The organism is Rhizobium hidalgonense (assembly GCF_005862185.2).
Classification (GTDB): Bacteria; Pseudomonadota; Alphaproteobacteria; order Rhizobiales; family Rhizobiaceae; genus Rhizobium; species Rhizobium hidalgonense.
In genome coordinates, this window is the sequence record NZ_CP054027.1 from 2,670,483 (window position 1) to 2,690,910 (window position 20,428).

The 20,428-nt window shown below is 62.5% G+C and carries 18 protein-coding genes; 15 read left to right on the forward strand and 3 right to left on the reverse strand.

The genetic code is table 11. The features are described from left to right. Positions 1–47: 47 nt before the first annotated feature. Complete coding sequence (locus FFM81_RS12895) at positions 48–257, forward strand: type II toxin-antitoxin system VapB family antitoxin (protein WP_025415900.1); 210 nt, start codon at positions 48–50, stop codon at positions 255–257. After that, positions 254–643, forward strand: a complete 390-nt coding sequence (gene vapC / locus FFM81_RS12900; protein WP_138384871.1) for a type II toxin-antitoxin system VapC family toxin — start codon at positions 254–256, stop codon at positions 641–643. The genes FFM81_RS12895 and vapC overlap by 4 nt, the downstream gene beginning before the upstream one ends. Positions 644–673: 30 nt before the next feature. Here vapC and FFM81_RS12905 read toward each other — a convergent pair whose 3' ends face one another. Continuing rightward, the gene (locus FFM81_RS12905; protein ID WP_138384870.1) at positions 674–2,332 is read right to left on the reverse strand and encodes an acyl-CoA dehydrogenase family protein; all 1,659 of its coding nucleotides are present in this window, start codon (positions 2,330–2,332) and stop codon (positions 674–676) included. 179 nt (positions 2,333–2,511) lie between these two features. Between FFM81_RS12905 and FFM81_RS12910 the strand changes: the two genes are divergently transcribed. The 9 genes from FFM81_RS12910 to rpmG all read left to right on the forward strand — a co-directional run bounded on the left by FFM81_RS12910 (position 2,512) and on the right by rpmG (position 14,015). Beyond that, complete coding sequence (locus FFM81_RS12910) at positions 2,512–3,468, forward strand: aspartate carbamoyltransferase catalytic subunit (protein WP_025415898.1); 957 nt, start codon at positions 2,512–2,514, stop codon at positions 3,466–3,468. Beyond that, on the forward strand, positions 3,465–4,754 hold the full coding sequence (locus FFM81_RS12915; RefSeq protein ID WP_003573861.1) for a dihydroorotase: 1,290 nt from the start codon (positions 3,465–3,467) through the stop codon (positions 4,752–4,754). Before FFM81_RS12910 ends, FFM81_RS12915 begins: the two co-directional genes overlap by 4 nt. Before the next feature lie 45 nt (positions 4,755–4,799). After that, a complete protein-coding gene (plsY, locus tag FFM81_RS12920) occupies positions 4,800–5,420 on the forward strand; it encodes a glycerol-3-phosphate 1-O-acyltransferase PlsY (protein WP_003573863.1) in 621 nt (206 codons plus the stop codon). Next, a complete protein-coding gene (gene dprA, locus FFM81_RS12925) occupies positions 5,420–6,562 on the forward strand; it encodes a DNA-processing protein DprA (RefSeq protein WP_138384869.1) in 1,143 nt (380 codons plus the stop codon). The genes plsY and dprA overlap by 1 nt, the downstream gene beginning before the upstream one ends. Positions 6,563–6,812: 250 nt before the next feature. Next, complete coding sequence (gene topA / locus FFM81_RS12930) at positions 6,813–9,467, forward strand: type I DNA topoisomerase (protein WP_138384868.1); 2,655 nt, start codon at positions 6,813–6,815, stop codon at positions 9,465–9,467. Between the two features lies 1 nt (position 9,468). Then, positions 9,469–11,841, forward strand: a complete 2,373-nt coding sequence (gene rnr / locus FFM81_RS12935; RefSeq protein ID WP_138384867.1) for a ribonuclease R — start codon at positions 9,469–9,471, stop codon at positions 11,839–11,841. Between the two features lie 19 nt (positions 11,842–11,860). After that, positions 11,861–12,313, forward strand: a complete 453-nt coding sequence (locus FFM81_RS12940; RefSeq protein WP_003573871.1) for a DUF983 domain-containing protein — start codon at positions 11,861–11,863, stop codon at positions 12,311–12,313. Positions 12,314–12,569: 256 nt separating this feature from the next. Next, positions 12,570–13,754, forward strand: a complete 1,185-nt coding sequence (locus FFM81_RS12945) for an MFS transporter (protein WP_003573873.1) — start codon at positions 12,570–12,572, stop codon at positions 13,752–13,754. A 93-nt stretch (positions 13,755–13,847) separates the two neighbouring features. Further along, positions 13,848–14,015 (forward strand): 50S ribosomal protein L33, encoded by a 168-nt coding sequence (gene rpmG / locus FFM81_RS12950; protein ID WP_003547442.1) that lies wholly within the window; start codon positions 13,848–13,850, stop codon positions 14,013–14,015. A 750-nt stretch (positions 14,016–14,765) separates the two neighbouring features. Here the strand turns inward: rpmG and FFM81_RS12955 are convergent. Both FFM81_RS12955 and FFM81_RS12960 read right to left on the reverse strand, forming a co-directional pair. Continuing rightward, complete coding sequence (locus FFM81_RS12955; protein WP_138384866.1) at positions 14,766–16,139, reverse strand: PleD family two-component system response regulator; 1,374 nt, start codon at positions 16,137–16,139, stop codon at positions 14,766–14,768. Between the two features lie 18 nt (positions 16,140–16,157). After that, positions 16,158–16,529, reverse strand: coding sequence for a response regulator (locus FFM81_RS12960; RefSeq protein WP_003547430.1), 372 nt, complete (start codon positions 16,527–16,529; stop codon positions 16,158–16,160). Positions 16,530–16,659: 130 nt separating this feature from the next. Between FFM81_RS12960 and FFM81_RS12965 the strand changes: the two genes are divergently transcribed. The 4 genes from FFM81_RS12965 to FFM81_RS12980 all read left to right on the forward strand — a co-directional run bounded on the left by FFM81_RS12965 (position 16,660) and on the right by FFM81_RS12980 (position 20,418). Next, positions 16,660–16,968, forward strand: coding sequence for a DUF3572 domain-containing protein (locus FFM81_RS12965; protein ID WP_003573876.1), 309 nt, complete (start codon positions 16,660–16,662; stop codon positions 16,966–16,968). A gap of 2 nt (positions 16,969–16,970) precedes the next feature. Beyond that, positions 16,971–17,648: a hypothetical protein gene (locus tag FFM81_RS12970; RefSeq protein WP_003573878.1), complete on the forward strand. Its 678-nt coding sequence runs from the start codon at positions 16,971–16,973 to the stop codon at positions 17,646–17,648. Between the two features lie 131 nt (positions 17,649–17,779). Continuing rightward, a complete protein-coding gene (locus tag FFM81_RS12975) occupies positions 17,780–19,072 on the forward strand; it encodes a DNA polymerase IV (RefSeq protein ID WP_003573880.1) in 1,293 nt (430 codons plus the stop codon). Between the two features lie 92 nt (positions 19,073–19,164). Then, on the forward strand, positions 19,165–20,418 hold the full coding sequence (locus tag FFM81_RS12980) for a L,D-transpeptidase family protein (protein ID WP_138384865.1): 1,254 nt from the start codon (positions 19,165–19,167) through the stop codon (positions 20,416–20,418). Positions 20,419–20,428: the final 10 nt, after the last annotated feature.

Genomic DNA, 20,428 nt, shown 5'->3' on the forward strand with positions numbered 1-20,428 from the left:
TGACGCTGATGTGTATCTTTTAAGAAGATTATACACATGAGGTGAAAATGCGGACGAATATAGATATCGATGACGCCTTGCTCGACGCGGCAATGACCGCCACGGGATTGGCGACGAAAAAAGCCACCATCGAACAGGCACTGCGAAGCCTTGTCGACAGACACCGCCGGAAAAATGCGATCGCAAATCTCTCGGGAATCGGCTGGGAAGGCGATCTCGACGAGATGCGTCGCGATCGGCCGGACGATAACCAGTGATCGTCGTCGACAGCTCGGTCTGGATTACACATCTGCGCGGGATAGAAAGCGCCGCAAGACGACGCCTGCAGGATATCGAGGATCCGCTAGAGATTCTTGTCGGTGATGTTATCCTTCTGGAAGTGCTCCAGGGCGCGCGCAACGAACGCCATGCAGCCACCATCGAAGCGAGCTTGCGCCAATTCACCATTCGCCCGATGCTTGGCGAGAGCCTGGCCATTCGGGCAGCTCGCAACTACCGTCTGTTACGGGAACGCGGCATCACAGTGCGCAAGACCATGGACTTGATCATAGGCACATTCTGCATACAAGAGGGCCATTCACTCCTGCACGATGATCGTGATTTCGATCCGATGGCCGAGCATCTCGGTCTCAGGATCGCCTGATCTCAAGGGTCGGCGGCTCACTGCCTGCGATCAGGCCGCCGGCGGATAGAGCAAATCGACGATGTAGCTGGCGTCGAAGCGGGAATCGAGCATGCCGTAGGTCGAGCGCCAGCCGCCGGCGAGACGCGTCTCGATGAAGGCATCGGCGATGCGCCCTGCCCCGAGCCGGTAGAGTTCGGCGGCACCGGCGGCAAGCGCCAGTTGCTCGACGAGCAGCCGCGCGGCGCCCTCATCCTGTTCGCAGAGCGCGATTGCGGCGCGCAGCACGTCGATGGTCTTCTTGCCGGCAGGGCCGAGGTCGCGGGCAAGGCCAGCGAAAACCGTTTCGAACAGATCCTTGCCGCGGTTGAGCACCCGCAGCACATCGAGCGCCATGACGTTGCCGGAGCCTTCCCAGATGGCGTTCACCGGAGCCTCGCGGTAATGGCGGGCGATCGGGCGCTCCTCGATGTAACCATTGCCGCCGATGCATTCCATCGCCTCGTAGATCAGCGCGGGCGCGATCTTGCAGCACCAATATTTGGCGACCGGCGTCATGACGCGGGCATAGGCGGCTTCTTCGGCGTTGCCACGCGCCTTGTCGAAGGCGTCGGCAAGACGGAAGGAGAGCGCGGTGGCGGCGGCGACATCGAGCGCCATGTCGGCCAGCACCCGCGTCATGATCGGCTGATTGACGAGCATCTTGCCGAAGACGCTGCGGCCGCGGGTGTGGTGCACGGCCTCGGCCAGCGAGGCGCGCATCATGCCCGAGGAGGCCAAGGCGCAGTCGAGCCGCGTCAGCGTCACCATGTCGAGGATGGTGCGGATGCCGGCATCCGGACCGCCGAGCAGGAACCCGAAGGTGTCTGAGAATTCCACTTCGGCAGAGGCGTTGGAGCGGTTGCCGACCTTGTCCTTCAGCCGCTGGAACTGCAGGCCGTTGGCGGACCCATCCTCCAGCAGGCGCGGCACGAGGAAGCAGCCCATGCCCTCCTTCGTCTGCGCCAGCATGATGAAGGCATCGCTCATCGGGGCTGACATGAACCATTTGTGGCCGGACAGCCGGTAGATGCCTTCGCTGACCTTTTCGGCAGCGCTGCGGTTGGCCCGCACATCCGTTCCGCCCTGCTTTTCCGTCATGCCCATGCCGATGGTCACGGCGGATTTCCGCATGGCGGGCTTGTTCGACGAATCATATTTGCGCGAGAGGATTTTCGGCGCCCAGTCCTTCTGCACCGCGGGCGAGGCCGAGAGCGCGGCGACGGAGGCGCTGGTCATCGTCAGCGGGCAGAGATGGCCGGATTCCAGCTGTGACGTCAGGTAGAAGCGGGCGGCGCGAACCTTATGGGCTTCATCCTTGGCTTCGGTGTCGGCTTGCGGATCCCAGACGGAAGAATGCAGGCCGACCGACATCGAGCGGCGCATCAGCGCATGCCAGGCGGGGTGGAACTCGACGACATCGACGCGCTCGCCGCGTGGACCATGGGTGCGCAGCTGCGGCGCCCCCTGGTTCGCCATGCGCGCCAGCTCCTGCGCCTCCGGCGATGTGACGTAACGGCCCATATTTTCCAGGTCTTCGCGGATACCGCGCGGCAAGGCCGCCGTCAGATCGACGATCAGCGGATCGGACCGATAGGCATTGATGCCGGACCACAGGCTCGGCTGGTTGAGTTCTGCGAGTTTTTCGTCAGTCCGGTTGGCGGAGGTCATTATTCGCTTCTAGTGTAAGAGCCCGGCAAAGGGAAACCGGAAGTTATGATTCGGTTCATTCTGCTCTATCGGAATTTTGGCGAAAATGCATGGGGACATAAGCCTTTGCCCACAGCGCATGCTTGCCCCGGCGGGCAGCACTCTTTATAGACCCGCCAGAGACAGCAAGAGGCAGGGTCATGGTCTTTTTCCCCCACCGCCACCTCATCGGCATCAAGGGCCTCACCGAGCAGGATATCACCTATCTGCTCGACAAGGCCGACGAGGCCGTCAAGATCAGCCGCCAGCGAGAGAAGAAGACGTCGACGCTGCGCGGGCTGACGCAGATCAACCTGTTCTTCGAGGCATCGACCCGCACGCAGGCCTCCTTCGAGCTTGCCGGCAAGCGGCTCGGCGCCGACGTCATGAACATGTCGGTCGGCAATTCCTCGGTGAAAAAAGGCGAAACGCTGATCGATACGGCGATGACGCTGAATGCGATGCGCCCCGACGTGCTGGTGATCCGCCATTCGAGCGCCGGGGCGGCCGCCCTCCTCGCCCAGAAAGTCTCCTGCTCGGTCGTCAATGCCGGCGACGGCCAGCATGAACATCCGACCCAGGCGCTGCTCGACGCGCTGACGATCCGCCGCGCCAGGGGCAAACTCTCGCGCATCATCGTGGCAATCTGCGGCGACGTGCTGCATTCGCGGGTAGCGCGCTCCAATATCCTGCTGCTCAATGCGATGGGGGCGCGCGTCCGTGTCGTCGCCCCTGCCACTCTCCTGCCCGCCGGCATCGCCGATATGGGCGTCGAGGTCTTCCATTCGATGAAGGAAGGGCTGAAGGACGCCGATGTGGTGATGATGCTGCGGCTGCAGCGCGAGCGCATGTCCGGCGCCTTCGTGCCGTCGGTGCGCGAATACTACCATTTCTACGGGCTCGACGCCGAAACGCTGAAGGCGGCGAAGGAGGATGCGCTGGTCATGCATCCCGGCCCGATGAACCGCGGCGTCGAGATCGCCTCCGAGGTGGCGGACGGTCCGCAGAGCGTCATCGCCGAACAGGTGGAAATGGGGGTCGCGGTGCGCATGGCGGTGATGGAGACGCTGCTCGTCTCGCAGAACCAGGGTCCCCGAACCGATGGAATGAAGGCATGAGCAACCCGATCGTCCTCCAGAACGTCCGCATCGTCGATCCCTCGCGCAACCTCGACGAAGTGGGCACGATCATCGCCGAAAACGGGGTCATTGTTGCCGCCGGGCACGCGGTGCAGAACCAGGGCGCCCCCGCGGGCGCCGTCATCCGCGACTGCACCGGCCTCGTCGCCACGCCCGGCCTCGTCGACGCGCGTGTTCATATCGGCGAACCCGGCGGCGAGCACCGTGAGACGATCGCCTCGGCGAGCCGGGCGGCGGCGGCCGGCGGCGTCACCTCGATCATCATGATGCCGGACACCGATCCCGTTATCGACGACATCGCGCTGGTCGAATTCGTCAAGAAGACGGCGCGCGATACGGCGGCCGTCAACGTCTATCCAGCCGCGGCCATCACCAAGGGGCTTGCCGGCGAGGAAATGACCGAGATCGGCCTGTTGATGCAGGCGGGCGCCGTCGCCTTCACCGATGCTCATTCCAGCGTCCACGACACGCAGGTGCTGCGCCGGATCATGACCTATGCGCGCGAATTCGGCGCTGTCATCTCCTGCGAAACCCGCGACAAATATCTCGGCGCCAACGGCGTCATGCATGAGGGGCTTTTCGCCAGCTGGCTCGGGCTCTCCGGCATTCCAAGGGAAGCCGAACTCATTCCGCTCGAACGCGATCTCAGGATCGCAGAGCTGACACGCGGGCACTATCACGCCGCGATGATCTCGGTGCCGCAATCGGTCGAAGCGATCGAACGCGCCCGCAGCCGCGGCGCCAAGGTCACCGCAGGCATATCGATCAACAATCTCGCGCTCAACGAAAACGACATCGGCGAATACCGCACCTTCTTCAAGCTCTATCCGCCGCTGCGCCCGGAAGATGACCGGGTCGCCATGGTCGAGGCGCTGGCAAGCGGCGCGATCGACATCATCGTCTCCTCGCACGATCCGCAGGACGTCGATACCAAGCGCCTGCCTTTCGGCGAGGCGGAGGATGGCGCGGTCGGCCTCGAAACCATGCTGGCGGCAGCGCTCAGGCTTCACCACGGCGGCCAGGTGAGCCTGATGCGCCTGATCGACGCCATGTCCACCCGCCCGGCTGAGATTTTCGGCCTTGCTGCTGGCACGCTGAAGCCGGGGGCTGCTGCCGATATCGCGCTGATCGATCTCGATGAGCCTTGGCTTGTCGCCAAAGACATGCTTCTCTCGCGCTCGAAGAACACGCCGTTCGAGGATGCGCGCTTCAGCGGGCGGGCGGTCGCGACTTACGTCTCGGGAAAGCTTGTCCACGCGCTTTAGGAGACGGCTGGACTGAGGATAGGCCACGGAGGGCCGAGGGGGCATATGTTATCCAATCTCATGTCATGGCAGATCACCCTGCCGGTTGCGCTTGCCGCCGCCGTCATCGGTTATCTGTTCGGCTCCATTCCTTTCGGCCTGATCCTCACGCGCGCCGCCGGGCTCGGCGATGTGCGCAGCATCGGCTCCGGTAATATCGGCGCGACCAATGTGCTCAGAACCGGAAACCGCAAGCTTGCGGCGGCGACGCTGCTGCTCGATGCGCTGAAAGCGTCGGCCGCGGCCTGGATCGTCGGCTATTTCCTCGGTGAGGAGGCTGCGATCATCGCCGGCTTCTTCGCCTTCATTGGCCATCTCTTCCCGGTCTGGATCGGCTTCAAGGGCGGCAAGGGTGTCGCCACCTATATCGGCACCCTGCTCGGTGTCGCGCCGATCATGGTCGTGCTTTTCGCCACCGTCTGGCTGGCGGTCGCCTTCACCACCCGCTACTCCTCGCTGTCGGCGCTGGTCGCCATGCTTGTCATTCCGGTTGCGCTGTGGATACTGGGCAACGAAAAGGTTGCAGCCGTCATGGCGATCATGACGCTGATCTCCTATTGGAAGCACAGGGCGAATATTTCCCGGCTGATGGGCGGGACTGAAAGCAAGATCGGGGCAAAGGGATAATGGATGCGCTGAGCGCGGGACCAAAAGGCACTGTGCTGAGCGAACGGCAGAGAATTGCCTGGCTGCGCCTCATCCGTTCCGACAATATCGGCCCGGCCACCTTTCGCGATCTCATCAATCATTTCGGTTCGGCCGAGGCAGCACTTGCAGCGCTGCCGGAGCTTTCAGCGCGCGGCGGCGCGACGCGGGCAGTCCGCATCGCCAGCGAGGCCGAGGCGCATCGGGAACTGGAGGCGGCACATCGTTTCGGCGCCCGTTTCGTCGGCATCGGCGAGCCGGATTATCCGCAAGCGCTGAAGCAGATCGACGGCGCACCGCCGCTCTTGGCCGTCAAGGGCGCGCTGGCCGCCGCCAAACGACCGGCTGTCGGTATCGTCGGCTCGCGCAACGCTTCGATCGCCGGCGCCAAATTCGCGGCAATGGTGGCGCGCGACTGCGGCCGGGCCGGATATACCGTCGTCTCGGGCCTCGCGCGCGGCATCGACACATCGGCGCATCGGGCAAGCCTCGAAACGGGCACCATCGCGGCCCTTGCCGGCGGTCTCGACCAGCCCTACCCGCCGGAGAATATCGGCCTGCTCGAGGAGATCACCGGCGGCAACGGTCTGGCGGTGAGCGAGATGCCTTTCGGCTGGGAACCCCGCGCCCGCGATTTCCCGCGCCGGAACCGGCTGATCGCCGGCATCGCGCTCGGCCTCGTGGTGGTCGAAGCGGCAACGCGCTCGGGGTCGCTGATCACCGCACGGCTTGCCGGCGAATTCGGCCGGCTGGTGTTTGCCGTGCCCGGCTCACCGCTCGATCCGCGCTGCCATGGCACCAATGGCCTGCTGAAGGACGGGGCTTCGATCGTCACCGCACCCGCCGATGTCATCGAGGCCTTGGCGCCGCTTGCGCAATTCGAGTTGTTCCCGTCGTCGATGGCCGAGGAACCGCCGCGTGAGGGCGGGGCAATGACGATGCCGCCCGGCGATACGGATCGCAGCCGCATCATCGATGCGCTCGGGCCGACGCCGGTCGAGATCGACGACATTATCCGCCACACCGGACTCTCGGCATCGGCGGTCTATCTCATCCTGCTGGAACTCGACATTGCAGGCAGGCTGCACCGGCATCAGGGCGGCCTTATCTCGCTTTCCGATTGAGCCCCTGCCCAATATGAGAGAACGCCTCTCCGATTGCAGAAACCGCGTGTCGAAAATGATGGATACGCAATCGAAAATTGTTTTTCATCGCGAATCTTTCTCTGATTGCAACAGATGCAAGAGGTAAAATTGTAGCAAACCCCTTGACCGCGGCGATTTCCCTGTCCATGTCGGAAGGCCGGTATCCAAGTTACGGTGTGTGTTGCGCTGGCTTCAACGCTGGCGTCGTTTCCTTTTTTAGAGAATCATCATGAATGTTGTAGTGGTGGAATCGCCTGCCAAGGCCAAGACGATCAACAAGTATCTGGGTTCGGGATACAAGGTGCTCGCCTCCTTCGGCCACGTGCGCGATCTGCCTGCCAAGGATGGCTCGGTCCTCCCCGATCAGGATTTCGAAATGCTTTGGGAGGTCGACAGCGCCTCGGCCAAGCGGATGAAGGACATCGCCGACGCGGTGAAATCCTCCGACAGCCTGTTTCTCGCAACCGACCCGGATCGCGAAGGCGAAGCGATTTCCTGGCACGTGCTCGACATGCTGAACAAGAAGCGGGTTCTGAACGGCAAGCCGGTCAAGCGCGTCGTCTTCAACGCGATCACCAAGAAGGCAGTGCTCGACGCGATGGCCGATCCGCGCGACATCGACGTGCCGCTGGTCGACGCTTATCTCGCGCGCCGCGCCCTCGACTATCTCGTCGGCTTCAATCTTTCGCCGGTCCTCTGGCGCAAGCTGCCCGGCGCACGTTCGGCCGGCCGCGTCCAGTCTGTGGCGCTGCGCCTGGTCTGCGACCGCGAATCCGAGATCGAGCGCTTCATTTCGGAAGAATACTGGAACATCTCTGCGCTTCTGAAGACGCCGCGCGGCGACGAGTTCGAGGCAAGGCTGGTTTCGGCAAATGGCAAACGCCTGCAGCCGCGGGCGATCGGCAACGGCGAGGAAGCCGGCCGGCTGAAGGCATTGCTCGACGGCGCCAGCTATATCGTCGATGCGGTCGAGGCCAAGCCTGTCAAGCGCAACCCGGGACCGCCCTTTACAACCTCGACGCTGCAGCAGGCCGCCTCCTCCAATCTCGGCTTCTCCGCCTCGCGCACCATGCAGGTCGCCCAGAAACTCTATGAAGGTGTCGATATCGGCGGCGAGACGGTCGGTCTCATCACCTATATGCGAACCGACGGCGTGCAGATGGCGCCGGAGGCGATCGATGCCGCGCGACGCGCCATCGTTGACCAGTTCGGCGAACGCTACATGCCTGAAAAGGCACGCTTCTATTCCACCAAGGCCAAGAACGCCCAGGAAGCGCACGAAGCGATCCGTCCGACCGATTTCGACCGGACCCCGGACCGCGTACGCAAATTCCTCGATGCCGACCAGATCCGGCTCTACGACCTGATTTGGAAACGCGGCATCGCCAGCCAGATGGCATCGGCCGAAATCGAGCGCACGACGGCTGAAATCACCGCCGACAACAAGGGCGAGAAAGCCGGCCTGCGCGCCGTCGGTTCGGTCATCCGCTTCGACGGCTTCATCGCCGCCTATACCGACCAGAAGGAAGACGGGGAGCAGAGCGATGATGGCGACGAGGATGGCCGCCTGCCGGAGATCAATGCGCGCGAGAACCTCGCCAAGCAGAAGATCAATTCGACCCAGCATTTCACCGAGCCGCCACCGCGTTATTCGGAAGCCTCGCTGATCAAAAAGATGGAAGAGCTCGGCATCGGCCGCCCCTCCACCTATGCGGCGACGCTGGCGACGCTGCGCGACCGTGACTATGTGACGATCGACAAGCGCAAGCTGATCCCGCAGGCCAAGGGCCGGCTGGTGACGGCTTTCCTCGAAAGCTTTTTCACCAAATATGTCGAATACGACTTCACCGCCGCTCTGGAGGAAAAGCTCGACCGGATTTCCGCCGGCGAGCTGAACTGGAAGCAGGTGCTGCGCGACTTCTGGAAGGATTTCTTCGCCCAGATCGAAGACACCAAGGAACTGCGCGTCACCAATGTACTGGATTCGCTGAACGAGGCGCTGGCGCCGCTGGTGTTCCCGAAGCGGGAAGACGGCAGCGACCCGAGAATCTGCCAGGTCTGCGGCACCGGCAATCTGTCGCTGAAGCTCGGCAAATACGGCGCTTTCGTCGGCTGCTCGAACTATCCGGAATGCAATTACACCCGCCAGCTCTCCTCCGAAAACGGCGGAGAAGCGGATGGTGCGGCCCTCAACGAACCGAAGAACCTCGGCACCGATCCGACGACCGGCGAGGAGCTGACGCTACGTTCCGGCCGCTTCGGCCCCTATATCCAGCGCGGCGACGGCAAGGAAGCCAAGCGCGCTTCGCTGCCGAAGGGCTGGAAGCCTGAGGACATCGACTATGAAAAGGCGATGGCGCTGATTTCGCTGCCGCGCGATATCGGCAAGCATCCGGAATCCGGCAAGATGATTTCGTCTGGCATCGGCCGCTATGGGCCGTTCCTGCTGCATGACGGTTCCTATGCCAATCTGGAAACCATCGAGGACGTCTTCTCGGTCGGCCTCAACCGCGCCGTGACGGTCATTGCCGAAAGGGCCAACCAGGCGCCGGGCCGGGGTTCGCGCGGTACACCGGCGGCACTGAAGGCACTCGGCGATCATCCGGATGGCGGCCCCATTACCGTTCGCGACGGCAAGTACGGCCCTTACGTCAACTGGGGCAAGGTCAATGCCACCCTGCCGAAGGGCAAGGATCCGCAGGCGGTCACTATCGAGGAGGCGCTTGCACTGATCACGGAGAAGGCTGGCAAGGCGCCAGCCGGCAAGACGGCCAAGGCAAAGGCCAAGCCGAAGGCGGCTGCTGCTGCAACCAAGACCACCAAGACGGCGGCCAAGCCGAAGGCAACGAAGGCGAAAGCGCCCGCGAAATTGAAAAAGAGCTGACGTGAGCAGAATACCGCGCGACAGAACGAACCCTGCGGGCAAACGTCCGGGCAAGATCGGCCGCGCCGGCAAGGATGCTCCCGCCGTCGAGCCGCTGAACATCGTCCACGGGGCGCTGCCCTCGCGCGAGGTGATCCTGCGCTTCATCGCCGATCATCCGCAGAAAGCGTCCAAACGCGAACTCGCCAAGGCTTTCGGCCTGAAGGGCGACAACCGCGTCGAGCTCAAGCACATGCTGCAGGAGCTCGAGCAGGAAGGCATGCTGCAGAAGACCCGCAAGTCGCTGATCCGTCCCGGTGCCCTGCCGCCCGTCACCGTCCTCGACATCACCACGCGCGACAAGGACGGCGATCTGATCGGCCGGCCGGCGGAATGGCCGGAGGACCAGGGTGTCGCCCCTGCCGTCGCCATCCGCCAGCAATCGCCCGCGGGCCGCCAGGGCAAGGGCAAGGCACCCGTCGCGGGCCTCGGCGACCGCATCCTGGCGAAAATCTTCCCGGCCGTCGATCGCGGCGGGCCGGCCTACACAGCGCGGATCATCAAGGTGATCGACAAGCGCCGCGGCGCCTCGATGGGCGTTTTCCGCACGGCGCCGGGCGGCGGTGGCCGGCTACTGCCGATTGAGCGGCGCGGCGAGGAGATGGTGATCGATCCCGACTTCACCGGCGGTGCTGCCGACGGCGATCTGGTCGAAGTCGAAATCGCCCGTCTCGGCCGTTTGGGCCTGCCGCGCGCCAAGGTGCTTTCCGTCGTCGGCTCCGTCGGCTCGGAAAAGGCGATCTCGATGATCGCCATCCATGCGCACGGCATTCCGCATGTCTTCCCGCCCGCCGTTGTCGCCGAGGCCGAGGACGCAAAGCCCGCAACGATGTCGCATCGCGAGGACTGGCGCGACGTGCCGCTGATCACCATCGATCCGGCCGACGCCAAAGACCATGACGACGCCGTCTATGCCGAACTCGACCCCTCGCCCGACAATCCCGGCGGCGTCATCGTCACTGTGGCGATTGCCGACGTCTCCTGGTATGTCCGCCCGAAGTCGCCGCTCGACCGCGAGGCGCTGAAGCGCGGCAACTCGGTCTATTTCCCGGATCGCGTCGTGCCGATGCTGCCGGAGCGCATCTCCAACGATCTCTGCTCGCTAAAGGAAGGCGTCGACCGCCCGGCACTTGCCGTGCGCATGAGCTTCTCAGGGGAAGGCCGCAAGATCGGCCACACCTTTCATCGTGTCATGATGAAGAGCGCGGCCAAACTCTCCTACCAGCAGGCGCAGGCGGCAATCGACGGCAAGCCGGACGATCGGACCGGACCGATGCTCGAGCCGATCCTGAAGCCGCTCTGGCACGCCTATGAGGTGATGAAGCGCGGACGCGACCGACGCCAGCCGCTGGAACTCGACATGCCGGAACGTAAGATCCTGCTGAAGCCCGACGGCACGGTCGACCGGGTCCATGTGCCGCCGCGGCTCGATGCGCACAAGCTGATCGAAGAGATGATGATCCAGGCCAACGTCTCCGCCGCCGAGACGCTGGAAAAGAGACGCCAGACGCTGATCTACCGCATCCATGACGGCCCGACGCTTGCCAAGCAGGAAATCCTGCGCGAGTTCCTGGCCACACTCGGCATCCCGCTTGCCAAGGGCGGCAACATGCGCGCCAACAATTTCAACGGCATCCTGGCGAAGGCGGACGGCACGCCGCACCAGACCATGGTCAACGAGATGGTGCTGCGTTCGCAAAGCCAGGCAATCTACAGCCCGGAGAATATCGGCCATTTCGGCCTCAACCTGATGAAATATGCGCATTTCACCTCGCCGATCCGCCGCTACGCCGATCTCATTGTGCATCGCGCCCTTGTCGGCTCGCTCGGCTTCGGCGAAGGCGGCATCACGCCCGAGGAAGAAGGCACGCTCGACGATATCGCCGCCGAAATCTCGACCTTCGAGCGCCGGGCGATGGCGGCCGAGCGTGAGACGGTCGACCGGCTGATCGCCCATCACCTTGCGGGCCGCGTCGGCGAGGAATTCGCCGGACGGGTCTCGGGTGTGACGAAATCAGGCCTCTTTGTCGCCCTGCCGGACTATGGCGCTGACGGTTTCGTCCCCATATCTACGCTCGGCACCGACTATTTTATTTATGACGAGGCGCATCAGGCGCTCTCGGGTGAAAGAACCGGGCTCGGCTACCGCCTTGGCGACAACGTCACGGTGGAGCTTGCCGAGGCGATCCCGCTTGCCGGTGCGCTGCGTTTCGAAATGGTCAGCGAAGGGCGCGAAATGCCAGCGGCGGTGCGATCCTTCCACAAAGCCGGCCGCCGCGAAAGAGGTCAGGTCCGCAAGAAACCCGGAACGAGGCCACCGCGCGGGCGGCGCTAGCTCCGAAGAGGAACATGCGATGAGCACACCGACCGATCCGGCCGTCCGCTACGGGGATGCGCCCGAGGTCGAGCGCCCGCTGGGACGCTCCATCCTGCGTGGGCTGATGAACCGCTGCCCGGCCTGCGGCAGCGGCAAGCTCTTTCGCGCCTTCCTGAAGCCGGTCGATCATTGCGCGGCCTGCGGCGAGGCGATGCATCACCAACGCGCCGACGACCTGCCGCCCTATATCGTCATCCTCGTTCTCGGCCATGTCGTGGTCGGCGGCTATATGCTGACCGACCTGACCTTCGTGCTGCCGGTTTGGGTGCATATTGCCATCTGGGCGCCGATCACCGTCATCACCGCCCTTGCCTCGATCCAGCCGATCAAGGGCGGCGTCATCGGCCTGCAATGGGCGCTGCGGATGCACGGTTTCGGCGGCGAGAGCGACGATCCGGACGATTATGACCTTCCCGGACGCCCGGATTGATCGCTTTCACCTTCCAGACATATTTAACGTGTAGGGCCAGCGCTCCACCGACCACCACCCGAATGCGGCAGCCGACGATCCTCAACGACCCGACATGGTAAGCATTTCTTGGCCGAACGGGCTTTACATTCCGCAGATGGTCACTCACATCGGAAACACTGCGAAGCGGCATCCGTCACCCGGATTTGGCACGTCTGTGTCTATCTATCTGACGGGACCGGCCGATTCGCTCGCGCAGCTTTCTAAGGATGGATAAATGTCTCAGCCGAGAAACGGCACACCGGGCGATGTCGAGGAAATCCATTGGCCTTCTCTGGTGGCAGCCATCTCGTCCATATCAGCCGTCGGCATAGCAATCGGCCTCGGACTCCCGCTTCTCAGCATCATCCTGGAAAAACGCGGCATCTCGTCCACCCTGATCGGGCTCAACACGGCGATGGCAGGTGTGGCGGCGATGGCGGCCGCGCCCATCACCACCAAGCTCGCGCATAAATACGGCGTTGCGCCGACAATGCTCTGGGCAGTGCTGATTTCGGCGCTGAGCGCACTCGGTTTTTATTATGCCGAGGATTTCTGGATGTGGTTCCCGCTGCGTTTCGCCTTCCATGGCGCAACGACGACGCTGTTCATCCTCTCCGAATTCTGGATCAACGCCGCCTCGCCGCCGTCCAAACGCGGCTTCGTGCTCGGCATCTATGCGACGGTGCTTTCGCTTGGCTTCGCCGCCGGGCCGCTGCTGTTTTCGATCCTCGGCAGCGACGGCATCTTCCCCTTCCTGATCGGCGCCTGCGCCATCCTGCTTGCCGCCATTCCGATCTTCATCGCCCGCGACGAGAGCCCGGCGCTCGAGGAAAAACCGGAGCTGCATTTCATGCGCTACGTCTTCCTGGTGCCGACGGCGACGGCGGCGGTCTTCATCTTCGGCGCGGTCGAAGCGGGCGGGCTGTCGCTTTTTCCGATCTTTGCGGTGCGCGCCCATTTCACCGAATCGCAGGCAGCGCTTCTGCTCACCATGATGGGCGTCGGCAACGTCATCTTCCAGATCCCGCTCGGTCTGCTCTCCGACCGCATTCCGGACAAACGGCCGCTGCTGGCCGGCATGGCGCTGATGGGCTTCGTCGGCTCGCTGATGCTGCCGCTGCTGGTCGACAACTGGCTGCTAATGGCCGGGCTACTGCTTTTCTGGGGCGGCTGCGTCTCCGGCCTCTATACGGTCGGCCTCAGCCATCTCGGCTCGCGGCTGACGGGTTCCGACCTTGCGGCGGCCAATGCCGCCTTCGTCTTCTGTTATGCGATGGGAACCGTGGCCGGGCCGCAGGCAATCGGTGCGGCGATCGATGTCGCCGGAAACAACGGTTTTGCCTGGGCGATTGCCGGTTTCTTCGGTCTTTACGCCCTACTTTCCGGCATCAGACTGATGTTCATACGAAAACGGACTTGACTTTTCGAGCTGGATTCGTAGTTTCGCGCCAGAATTTGCCGTGGAGCCCATCCGGCTTCCACGGCTTTCATTTTTCTTAAAGGCAGGACGACTATGGCCAAGGCTACAACAATCAAGATCAAGCTGCTGTCGACAGCCGACACCGGTTTCTTCTACGTCACGACGAAAAACAGCCGTACGATGACGGACAAGATGACGAAGACGAAGTACGACCCGGTTGCTAAGAAGCATGTCGAGTTCAAGGAAACCAAGATCAAGTAATCGCTTGATCTCAGGATTTCGCAAAAAGCGCGCGCCCTCGGGTTGCGCGTTTTTTATTGCCTGAATTGGCCCGCTTCGAGAGATGATAGCGCAAACAGAAAAACGCCGCCCTTCCATCTTCGGGAAGTGGCGGCGTTTTCTTGAAAGGGGGTCGGCCAGCATGCAAAACGGCACGAGGAACCGCTATAATTTGCCTACTAGCCGACCGACCCCACGACCCAGGAGATGCGGCGGACCTGAGCATCATGGGGTATCGACAACTCCTCTACGGGAGCGCTTCTCTTATGAGCCGATAATTTGCGCAGAAATGAAAGAAAATCAACAAATTCTTAATGGTGAATTTTATGAGTGTGATTCTATGGTTAAAAGTCCAATTTTGGGACATATAAAAAATTGTCGGCTCTGCTTGGGCCTGAAGCCTATTGTCCGACCACCCCAAGAAATTCGACACTATAACTGAACAACTTACGCCTCCCCTACCCTTACGTGAGGTGACGTCGCCGCGCTCTATTTGAGCCTGCAGGCAGCAGCCATTTTTTATAGTCTCTATTTCATCCGGAGCGAAGGCCCCGACACCCTCAACACTATCGCGCTGCGGCATATCGGCAGCAATGCCGAAAGGCGATTTTGGGGCTATTGAATTGCAAAATTTTCGCCCCGCATCGCTCGGGCGAAGATTAAAGATCGGTAACAATTCGCTTACCGCAGTGGAAAACCCGCAAATGGCGCCTATGGCGCCAAAGTGATTCGTCAAGCGGCTGCGGCGACGACGCGATTGCGGCCGGTATTCTTGGCTTCGTAAAGCGCAAGATCGGCCTGCTTCATCAACTGATCCGGGGTCAGCACCGAGCCCATACGCGAGGCGATGCCGAAGGACGCGGTGACATTCAGCGCCTCCCCCGCGTGTTTCAGCCTGAAGGGCGCATTTTCGACAGCCGCGCGCAGGCGCTCGGCGACGGTGGCGGCAATTTCCGGCGAGGTATCCGGCATGACAACGACGAATTCCTCGCCGCCGTAGCGGCAAGCGAGATCGGCGCCGCGAATGGTCGAGCGGACGCGATTAGCAAACTCCCGCAGCACTTCGTCGCCGCCATCATGGCCATAGGTATCGTTCACCTGCTTGAAGCGGTCGATATCGGTGATCAGCACCGAAAGCGGCCGGCCCCGCGCCATCGAACGGTTGAAGAGCACGTTCAGGTGATTGTCGAGATAGCGCCGGTTATAAAGGCCGGTTAGCGGATCGGTCACGGCAAGCTCGATCGTCTGCTTGACGCTGGCGCGCAGACGGTCGTTGCAGCGCTTGCGGCGGATCTGCGTCAGGCTGCGGGCAACCAGTTCGTTGGGATCGACCGGGCGGATGATGTAGTCGTTGACGCCGAGATCGAGCGCGCGCACGACCATCTCGTCAGCACCCTGCTCGGTGATGATCAGGATCGGCAGGAAGCGCGTGCGCTCCAGCGAGCGCAGCTGCGAGCAGAGGCGAAGCGGATCGTAATCATCGAAATTGGCGTTGACGATGACGAGATCAAACGGGCTTTCCGCCGCCTCGAAGAGCGCTGCCTGCGGATCGGAAAGGGCAAGCACGTCGGCGACGGGCTTCAGCGCCTTGATGATGCGCTCCTGCGAATTGGCGCGACCATCGACGAGCAGGATCTGACCGGCCTCGTCGATGCGCCCCTCGCCTGCCCGCATGAGATCGTCGATGCCCATCGTATGGGCGGTATCGGCGCGGATGCGCAGCTCGTCACTCAGCGTCTTCAGCCGCAGCAGGCTCTTCACCCGTGAGATCAGCTGAAGATCATTGACCGGCTTGGTGAGGAAATCGTCGGCGCCGGCCTTCAGGCCACGGACGCGATCGGCCGGCTGATCAAGTGCCGTGACCATGACGACAGGAATATGGGCGGTCTTGCGGCTGGCCTTCAGCCGCTCGCAGACCTCGAAACCGTCGATACCGGGCATCATGATGTCGAGCAGGATGAGATCGACCTGGTTGCGCTCGCAGATCGCCAGCGCCGTGTAGCCGTCGGCCGCGGTCATCACGTCGAAATATTCGGCAAGCAGCCGCGCTTCAAGCAGCTTCACATTGGCCGGAATATCGTCAACCACCAGTATTCGCGCAGTCATAGGTGTCTTTCCGATGCGTCAGGCATCGCCGAGATAGGTCTTGATCGTCTCGATGAATTTCGGAACCGAGATCGGCTTGGAAACATAGGCTTCGCAGCCGCCCTGGCGGATCCGCTCCTCGTCGCCCTTCATCGCGAAAGCCGTGACGGCAATGACGGGAATCACGTGCAGCTCGTCGTCTTCCTTCAGCCATTTCGTCACTTCGAGACCAGAGACCTCGGGAAGCTGAATATCCATCAGGATGAGGTCGGGGCGATGTTTGCGCGCCAGATCCAGCGCCTCCATACCGTTTCTGGTCTGGATCGTCGTATAACCGGACGCCTCGATGAGGTCGCGAAAGAGCTTCATGTTGAGCTCGTTATCTTCTACAATCATCACCTGTTTGGGCATGACAAGCTGTCCCTACGTCCGTTCGCGCAGCGGTTCGTCCCATGAGAAAGGCATGCGGACGGTAGCTGCGTAAAACCGATAGCGCACGCTAGCGGTATTTGGTTGAAGAAAAGGTAACTTACCCCTCGAAATGCAAAGCAACTTCAAGACTTCGAAACAACCGGCCGCCGACCCGCACGCTACCGCGATCGCCGTGCTCGGCTGGCTTGCCGACGATCCCGACATGTTCGGCCGCTTCCTGGCGCTGACCGGTGTGGCTCCCGGCCAGGTGCGCGGCGCCGTCAACGATCCCGGGTTTCTCGCCGGCATGATGGATTTCCTGATGAACCACGAACCGACGGCAATGGCTTTCTGCGCGGCGAGCGGCATCAGCCCGGAAACGGTCACCGCCGCCTGGCAGCATTTCTCCTCGCCCGGCCTCGATTCCGGGGAATACTGACGGTGACCGGCATTGTGGACCTCGATATCTCGCATATCCGGCTCGGCGAACGGCCGCTGATCGTCTGCGATGTCGACGATGTCGTGCTGCAATTCATCGGCCCGTTCCAGCTTTTCTTGCAAAGCCAGGGCCACGCATTTCTGCCACGCTCGTTCAAGCTGCACGGCAACATCGTCTCGCAGGCGGATGGCGTCGAGATCGGGGACCAGCAGGTCAGCCGGCTGATCGAGGAATTCTTCGAGACGCAGGAGCTCTGGCAGACGCCGCTCGACCGCGTCGTCGAAACGCTCGACCGGCTTTCGCGGGAGGCCGACGTGCTTTTCCTGACCGCCATGCAGCCGCGGTTCCAGGACCAGCGCCGCCGCCTGCTCGACAGGATGGGCCTGCTTTTTCCGCTGCTTGCCAGCGAAGAGCCCAAGGGGCCGATCGTTCACGCCTTGCATGCCAGCCGCTCCCTTCCCGTTGTCTTCATCGATGATATGGCGCGCAATCTGCATTCCGTAAGGGAATATGTTGCCGACTGCCTGCTGATTCACCTGATGCCCGACTCGCCCGTCCATCGTTTCGCGCCGGCAGCCGCCGACGACATCACCCGCGTCAGCGACTGGGCGCATGCGGCCGCCCTGATCGAGGCGCATTTCATTGCCGGCGCTTTCAGCCCTGCAGTTCCAGCCGCATGAGCGGGCGGCCTTCTTTGCGCCGCGTTACCGTCTCGAAACGAAGATCGTTATCCAAAGGCAAAGCTCCCGCCCTCTCTTGAGACTCGGAAGCTTAGGGCGTATTGTCCCGGCGTTCAACCTTTGTTCTCATGATGACGCCCGCGCCCGACAAGACACCCGGCTTCTGTCGCGACTGCCTTGCCGAGCAGAAGGGCGAGGCTCGCCGCTGCCTTTCCTGCGGCAGCCCCCGGTTGGTGCGCCATCGCGAGCTCTATGCTTTGACGCTTGCGCATATCGATTGCGACGCGTTCTATGCGGCCGTCGAAAAACGCGACAATCCGGAACTTGCCGACAAGCCTGTGATCATCGGCGGCGGCAAACGCGGCGTTGTCTCCACCGCCTGCTATATCGCCCGCATCCACGGCGTGCGTTCGGCGATGCCGATGTTCAAGGCGCTGGAAGCCTGCCCGCAAGCGATCGTCATCCGCCCCGACATGGAAAAATATGTCCGGGTCGGCCGCCAGGTGCGCGCCATGATGCAGGATCTGACGCCGCTGGTGCAGCCGCTATCGATCGACGAGGCCTTCCTGGAGCTTGAAGGCACGGAGAGGCTGCATCACGATCCGCCGGCCCGCACGCTCGCCAAATTCGCCCGCCGGGTCGAAAAGGAGATCGGCATCAGCGTGTCGGTCGGGCTCTCCTATTGCAAATTCCTCGCCAAGGTCGCCTCCGACCTGCAGAAACCCCGCGGCTTTTCCGTCATCGGCCGTGAGGAAGCGGTCGAGTTCCTGGCGCCGCGTCCGGTCACCACGATCTGGGGCGTCGGCAAGGCCTTTGCGGCGACGCTGGAGGCCGACGGCATCCGCACCATCAGCCAGTTGCAGCAGATGGAGGAAAACGACCTGATGCGCCGCTACGGCAGCATCGGCCAGCGGCTCGCCCGGCTGTCGCGCGGGATCGACGACCGCGAAGTGCATCTCAACGATGCGGCCAAGAGCGTGTCGTCCGAGACGACCTTCTTCGACGACATCTCACGTTATGACGATCTGGTGCCGATCCTGCGCAATCTTTCGGAAAAGGTCTCCTGGCGGCTGAAGAAAAACGACATCGCCGGCCAGACCGTCGTCCTGAAGATGAAGACCGCCGACTTCAAGCTACGCACACGCAATCGCAAGCTGGAAGACCCGACCCAGCTGGCCGACAAGATCTTCCGCATCGGGCTCGAGCTTCTCGAAAAGGAGACCGACGGCACGAAGTTCCGGCTACTCGGCATCGGCGTCACCGATCTCGGCGATGCCGCGCGCGCCGATCCGCCCGATCTCATCGACCGGCAATCGGGCCGGCGGGCGGCCGCCGAAGCGGCGATGGACAAGCTGCGCGACAAGTTCGGCAAGAACACGGTCGAGACCGGTTACACCTTCGGCAGCGGCAAGCGCGATCACTAAAGCGTGAGTCCAGGTTCCTGTCGAGCCTATAAAATCTTCCTTAAACTTCGTCCCATAGTGTGCCGGACCAGTATTGCGTATGGTTGGGTATCATGTTCTCGCGTCTCGTCTTCGGCCTCGGCTTGCTGTCGGCCACCGCACTCGTGCACCCTGCTCTTGCCGCGGATGCACGCACGCTGCAGATCATCGTCTCGAAGGACAAGCAGTCGCTTGCGGTCTATGACGGCACCGAGGTCGTCGCGACTTCAAAAGTCTCGACCGGCAAGGACGGGCACACGACGCCGAGCGGCATCTTCTCGGTGCTCGAAAAGCAGAAATACCACGAATCCAATCTCTATTCGAACGCGCCGATGCCCTTCATGCAAAGGCTGACGTGGTCGGGCATTGCACTGCACGAATCCAATTCCGTGCCGCGCTATCCGGCTTCGCATGGCTGCGTGCGCATGCCCGGCGTTTTTGCGAAAAAGCTTTACGGGATGACCGAGCCCGGTATTCCCGTCATCATCAGCGACGGCGAAGTGGTCCCGCAGCCGATCGACCATCCGACGCTTTTCCATCCAGAGGCGCCGGCGCCGATGCTGCTGCTTTCGGATGTCGAATTGCGGCCCTCGATGCCCGACAGCCCGGGGACACCGGTGCAGGTGGCGATGAACGACACGGCGGCGATGCCGATGCCGGCCGCGCCAATTGCAATGCCCCAACCCAAACCGCCGACCGAACCGATCAGCATGCTGATCACCCGCCGTACGCTGCGCGAGACGGTGATCGACATCCAGACCCTGCTCAACCAGCTCGGCTTTCCCGCCGGTAATCCTGACGGGTTGCTCGGGCCGGCGACCGTCGAGGCGATCAAGGCTTTCAAGACATTGCGGCCGGCGGAATTTACCGGCGACAGGAGCCTGGTCTCCGATACGCTGCTCAAATCCGTCTATGCCGCAACAGGCAAGGGCGAGCCGCCGAACGGCGTCATCATGGTGCGCCGGGCGTTCAAGCCAATCTTCGAAGCGCCGCTGACGATCGCCGATCCGGGCCTGGCGCTCGGCACGCATTTCTTCACGCTGCATGCAGTCGATGAGAAGGCCGGTACCGTGGATTGGCTCGGCATCACGCTCGAAAACAATCTCTCTCGCGAGACGATGAAGCGGCTCGGCATCACCAATCAGGAAAGCTCGATCGTCAGCGGCAGGCCGATCGCCCGGTCGCTTAGCCGCGTCACGATCCCCGAGGAGACCCGCCGCAGAATCGAGGCGCTGATCGCGCCCGGCTCGACGCTGACGATCTCCGATACCGGCCTCGGCCGGGAGACCGGCGAAGGTACGGATTTCATCACCATCACCCGGGGTTGATGATTTCCCG

Bases quoted from the DNA above. Each gene is read 5' to 3' on its own strand.
- FFM81_RS12895 (WP_025415900.1), top strand. From the start codon at position 48: ATGCGGACGAATATAGATATCGATGACGCCTTGCTCGACGCGGCAATG.
- FFM81_RS12905 (WP_138384870.1), bottom strand. From the start codon at position 2,332: ATGACCTCCGCCAACCGGACTGACGAAAAACTCGCAGAACTCAACCAG.
- FFM81_RS12910 (WP_025415898.1), top strand. From the start codon at position 2,512: ATGGTCTTTTTCCCCCACCGCCACCTCATCGGCATCAAGGGCCTCACC.
- FFM81_RS12915 (WP_003573861.1), top strand. From the start codon at position 3,465: ATGAGCAACCCGATCGTCCTCCAGAACGTCCGCATCGTCGATCCCTCG.
- plsY (WP_003573863.1), top strand. From the start codon at position 4,800: ATGTTATCCAATCTCATGTCATGGCAGATCACCCTGCCGGTTGCGCTT.
- dprA (WP_138384869.1), top strand. From the start codon at position 5,420: ATGGATGCGCTGAGCGCGGGACCAAAAGGCACTGTGCTGAGCGAACGG.
- topA (WP_138384868.1), top strand. From the start codon at position 6,813: ATGAATGTTGTAGTGGTGGAATCGCCTGCCAAGGCCAAGACGATCAAC.
- FFM81_RS12940 (WP_003573871.1), top strand. From the start codon at position 11,861: ATGAGCACACCGACCGATCCGGCCGTCCGCTACGGGGATGCGCCCGAG.
- FFM81_RS12945 (WP_003573873.1), top strand. From the start codon at position 12,570: ATGTCTCAGCCGAGAAACGGCACACCGGGCGATGTCGAGGAAATCCAT.
- rpmG (WP_003547442.1), top strand. From the start codon at position 13,848: ATGGCCAAGGCTACAACAATCAAGATCAAGCTGCTGTCGACAGCCGAC.
- FFM81_RS12955 (WP_138384866.1), bottom strand. From the start codon at position 16,139: ATGACTGCGCGAATACTGGTGGTTGACGATATTCCGGCCAATGTGAAG.
- FFM81_RS12960 (WP_003547430.1), bottom strand. From the start codon at position 16,529: ATGCCCAAACAGGTGATGATTGTAGAAGATAACGAGCTCAACATGAAG.
- FFM81_RS12965 (WP_003573876.1), top strand. From the start codon at position 16,660: ATGCAAAGCAACTTCAAGACTTCGAAACAACCGGCCGCCGACCCGCAC.
- FFM81_RS12975 (WP_003573880.1), top strand. From the start codon at position 17,780: ATGACGCCCGCGCCCGACAAGACACCCGGCTTCTGTCGCGACTGCCTT.
- FFM81_RS12980 (WP_138384865.1), top strand. From the start codon at position 19,165: ATGTTCTCGCGTCTCGTCTTCGGCCTCGGCTTGCTGTCGGCCACCGCA.